We start from the raw sequence: 4,628 nt of genomic DNA, 5'->3' as shown, positions 1-4,628 counted from the left end.
TGCTGTATGCCAATTTCTCCTGCAAGGTAGCGTTCGACTATTTTTACTTTTTCTACTGGTTCTATCTTACTCTTTCTGAACATGAAAATACCCCCATATAGGACTTTTATATTTCATTGTCCTATATGAGGGTAGCATATCAATGTGCCGGGGGTTTTTGAACTTATAATTCGAATACGATTACTTCGCAGCTTTCAAGTGAAAGATGGGATTCGGTATTATAATTATGCTGCTTGTGCTGATTAGAAAGAAGAACCTGTTTCACCGGATAATCTAACGGAAGTTCGACAGATTCTTTTCCGAAATTAGCGGCGACCAGTATACGTGTATGTTCATCTTTCCGGTAATAGGCCATGACATCCTCTGTGTCCTGATAAGCAGGGAGAAATTTACCATAAGTAAAGACTTCTTTGTATGTTGGAGATTTTCGAAGCGCAATCAGTCTCCGGTAATAATTTAATATAGAGTCTGGATCTTGATCCTGATCAGCCATATTGATCTCTTTATAATTGTCATTTACTTTCAGCCAAGGAGTTCCTGCGGTAAATCCGGCATTTTCCTGAGCATTCCACTGTACGGGGGTTCTGGCATTATCGCGGCTTAGTTTGCTGCAAGCCTTAAGTGCTTCTTTAGCGGTAAGACCGGCATTCCTTGCAGTATGATATTGATCAATGGTATTGATGTCATTATATTCTTCGACACTGTTCCATACCGCATTTTGCATACCGATTTCCTGTCCCTGATAGATGAATGGGATGCCGCGGAGAAGGATACTGACGGTTCCGAGCATTTTGGTTCCGGCAGGATTCTGCGCATAATCTGGTAAGAAGCGGGATACACCTCTTGGTTCATCATGATTTTCAATGATATTGGCTTCCAGTCCGCAAGTTTGCACTCTGAGCTGGGAGTCAGAGATGGCTTTCCGCCATTCTTTAAAGTCTACGGGTGGGGCATCGTACCATCCGTGTTCCCCTTCACTGAGTATGTGAGCACTGAAGTCAAAGATTGTGGAAAAATGACCATTTTCACCGATGAAGTCTGCAAGTTCGCCTTCTTTCATGTTGAATACTTCACCGACAGTAAAGGCATCGTATTTCTGGAAAGTATGTTTCTTTAAGTCCTCGAGAAAAATGCCGACACCATCTACGTTTTCTACCATCCTCCAGCAGTTTGCAAGCCCATCCGGTCCGTCCGGATCAAGATCTGAAAAAGTCAGGTCTTTCTTTATATTGATGATCGCGTCAATACGGAATCCGGCGAGACCCTTTTCAAGCCACCAGTTCACCATTTCATAAAGCTTCTTTCTGACTACCGGATTCTCCCAGTTAAGATCCGGCTGCTCTTTGGCGAACATATGAAGGTAGTACAGATCCGTTCCCGGAACCGGCTCCCAGCAGCTTCCGCCGAAGTAAGAACGGTAATTGCTTGGTGGATTTCCATTCTTTCCCTTGCGGAAATAAAAATAATCGGCATATTCGCCTTCCGGATCTGCCAGTGCTTTCTGGAACCATTCGTGTTGATCAGAACAGTGGTTGATAACCAGATCCATAATGATGTACATATCTCTTTTCTTTGCTTCTGCAAGCAGTTCTTCGAATTGTTCCATTGTACCGAATTCTTCTGCAATTGCATAATAATCGGAAATGTCGTATCCCTGGTCTACAAAAGGGGATTTGTAGATTGGAGAGAGCCAGATGATATCAATTCCCAGTTCTTTTAAATAATCTAATTTGGAGATGATTCCGCCAAGATCGCCGATTCCGTCTCCGTTTGTATCCAAAAAGCTTTTTGGATAAATTTGATAGGCAACTTTGTCATGCCACCATTTTTTCTTCATGATTTATAAAACCTGTCTGTTACGGAGAATTGTCGTAACACCTTTCTTTTTTAATAATGGTTGCAAGTATCAATTATAGAAGTACTGAATGAGAATTTCTTGTAATATGATATTGCAATATGATACAATACTTGCATTTTAAGAATGCAGAAAAAATGTTACCAGACATGCCGGTAACATTTTTTGTCAATATAGGAATTATAAACTTGCTTCGACGAGAACAGCAACAGCCATTGTGTCATCTTCTGTAAATCCCTGTGCACAGGTAAGAATTGTCTGTACATAGTCCTTTGAAAGATCAAGTTTGTGGGAGATGACGTTCATGTCATATCCTTCCTGATTCAGAGCAGTTACATTCTTTACATCCATACGGATCTGTTCCATTGATAAATTAGCATCCATTTCGTATATCCTCCTGTAAATTCACGAAATTTCTTTCTTATATTATATTTTCACTTTTATTTTCTAAGTTCTAATATTTTATCGAGCAGATGGAAAGCGACCTCTTCTTTGCTCATCAGTTCCAGTTCAAATACTTCATTTTGCGTGATCATCGTAACAATATTTGTATCGGTTTCAAATCCGGCACCTTGTTCCTTCAGATTGTTGGCAACGATCATATCCAGATTCTTTTTCATAAGTTTTTTCTTGGAATTTTCCAGCATATTTTGTGTTTCCATAGAAAAACCACATAAGAACTGATGGGGTTCCTTGTGCTCGCCGAGATACTTTAAGATGTCATCAGTACGTTCCAATGGAATAGACATGACATCTCCCTCTTTCTTTTTGATCTTTTCATCTGCAACATTACAAGGCCTGTAGTCTGCAACGGCAGCAGCCTTGATTATGATGTCCATGTCATGGCTTCTGGAAGTTACTTCCTCATACATATCTTTGGCTGATATGACAGGAACGGTGTTAACAAAAAGCGGTGCATCAAGAGCGGTACGCCCGGTTACCAGTGTGACATCAGCGCCGCGGAGCATGCAGGCTTTTGCAATGCTGTAACCCATTTTACCGGATGAATGGTTTGTGATATAACGGACTGGATCAATGGCTTCCTGTGTCGGTCCGGCTGTGACAAGTACTTTCATACCGGCCATATCCTTTTCATGTGCAATGGTTTTGCATATGTACTGGAATAAGGTCTCGGGTTCCGGCATCTTTCCGGCTCCGCTGTCACCGCATGCCAGGTGTCCGCTGGCAGGAGTGATCACCTCCATGCCATAATGCTTCAGCAATTCAATATTATCCTGTGTGACAGGATTCTCATACATTGCGGTATTCATGGCTGGTGCAATGATCTTTGGTGCACGGCTTGCAAGAACGGTAGTTGTCAGCATATCATCGGCGAGACCATGCGCAAGCTTTGCCATGACATTAGCAGTTGCCGGTGCGATCATGACAATGTCTGCAAGTTGGGCAAGTGCAACGTGCTCTACTTTAAATTCAAAATTTCGGTCAAATGTATCTGTGATACATTTATGTCCTGTCAGAGTCTCAAAAGTAATTGGATTGATAAAATTGGTGGCGTTCTTAGTCATGATGACATGAACGTCAGCGCCTGCTTTTACCAGAAGACTTGTAAGTGTTGCAATTTTATAAGAAGCAATACCTCCGGTCACGCCAAGCAGGACATGTTTTCCTTTTAACATAAGTATTCATCCTCATTTCAATGTTCAAATAAAATAATACAATTATAATCACTATATCGCTTTTTCTTCATTCTTGCAAGCAATAGTAATAAAAATACATAGAACCCGCAGGAAAAGACGAATCATAGTAATAACTGTGAAAAATAAGCAGATTGTATGGATTTTTATACTTGTTTGGCAGTTCCCGGAATGCTATAATCGGACTCGTAATTGTATTGTATCCCGGTCACCGGGAATGATAACAAGGAGGAAAATTAAATATGAAGACAAAGAAACAAGACACTAGTTGGATGGTCAGTGTTGCACTTATGGCAGCGATCGTAATCGTTCTGGCGAACACACCGCTTGGAATGATACAGCTTCCGATCATTAAGGCAACAACTGTACATATTCCGGTAATTCTTGGAGCAATTTTGTTAGGACCTGCAGCAGGCGCAATCCTGGGCGGTGTATTTGGCATCTGTTCACTGATCAGTAACACGATGGCACCGACACTTTTATCATTTGCGTTCTCGCCGTTTATGAGTACTACAGGAATACCAGGGGCAATAAAAGCAGTCTGGATTTCAGTAGGATGCAGGATATTAATTGGTGTGGCAGCAGGATGGCTTTGGATTCTTTTTTCAAAACTGAAAGTAAATAGTATCATCGCACTTCCAATCGTGGGATTTGCAGGAGCAATGGTTAATACTATCACTGTAATGGGAAGTATCTATATTCTTTTTGCAAAACAGTATGCAGAAGCAAAAGATGTGGCAGTCAGTGCCGTATGGGGACTGGTAATGGGAACTGTTACAGCATCCGGAATTCCAGAGGCGATTGCAGCAGCAATTTTGGTTCTGGCAATCGGAAAAGTATTACTTGGTGTATTTCGAAAAATGAATATTGGAAATGTTGCGAAAGCAAATGTATAGAGGAAAGAAGACCTTCCGGCTCAAGAAATGGTATGCTCCCCGTCAAGAGGACAATAAAAAATAATAAATTTTTGTATCGTCAGCCATGCTATGGTTGGCGATATTTTATGCTGCTTTTGTATATTGCTCATGATATTTCATTGGTGTCATTACATGCAGTTTCCTTTGAAGTCGTTGGTTGTTGTAGTAATCTATGTAATTAGCTATCGCAGTAATCAAAGA

General features: G+C 41.0%; 5 protein-coding genes. 1 reads left to right on the top strand and 4 read right to left on the bottom strand.

Annotated elements, in window-relative coordinates:
• Positions 1–163: 163 nt before the first annotated feature.
• The 3 genes from NCY30_RS14705 to coaBC all read right to left on the bottom strand — a co-directional run bounded on the left by NCY30_RS14705 (position 164) and on the right by coaBC (position 3,492).
• The gene (locus NCY30_RS14705) at positions 164–1,837 is read right to left on the bottom strand and encodes an alpha-glucosidase (RefSeq protein WP_250818868.1); all 1,674 of its coding nucleotides are present in this window, start codon (positions 1,835–1,837) and stop codon (positions 164–166) included.
• A gap of 198 nt (positions 1,838–2,035) precedes the next feature.
• Entirely contained in the window at positions 2,036–2,239 is a 204-nt protein-coding gene (locus NCY30_RS14700) for a hypothetical protein (protein ID WP_006428998.1), read from the bottom strand.
• A 56-nt stretch (positions 2,240–2,295) separates the two neighbouring features.
• Positions 2,296–3,492: a bifunctional phosphopantothenoylcysteine decarboxylase/phosphopantothenate--cysteine ligase CoaBC gene (coaBC, locus tag NCY30_RS14695; protein ID WP_006428997.1), complete on the bottom strand. Its 1,197-nt coding sequence runs from the start codon at positions 3,490–3,492 to the stop codon at positions 2,296–2,298.
• Between the two features lie 260 nt (positions 3,493–3,752).
• On the opposite strand from coaBC, the gene NCY30_RS14690 reads away from it, so the two are divergent.
• Positions 3,753–4,406: an ECF transporter S component gene (locus tag NCY30_RS14690; RefSeq protein WP_250818867.1), complete on the top strand. Its 654-nt coding sequence runs from the start codon at positions 3,753–3,755 to the stop codon at positions 4,404–4,406.
• A 105-nt stretch (positions 4,407–4,511) separates the two neighbouring features.
• On the opposite strand, the gene NCY30_RS15480 is transcribed toward NCY30_RS14690, so the two are convergent.
• Positions 4,512–4,625 (bottom strand): IS3 family transposase, encoded by a 114-nt coding sequence (locus NCY30_RS15480; protein ID WP_118107981.1) that lies wholly within the window; start codon positions 4,623–4,625, stop codon positions 4,512–4,514.
• Between the last annotated feature and the right edge of the window lie 3 nt (positions 4,626–4,628).

This window comes from Dorea sp. MB18-49, from assembly GCF_023669465.1.
Taxonomy (GTDB): domain Bacteria; phylum Bacillota; class Clostridia; order Lachnospirales; family Lachnospiraceae; genus Dorea_A; species Dorea_A longicatena.
This window is presented reverse-complemented; position numbering and strand designations above follow the sequence as displayed.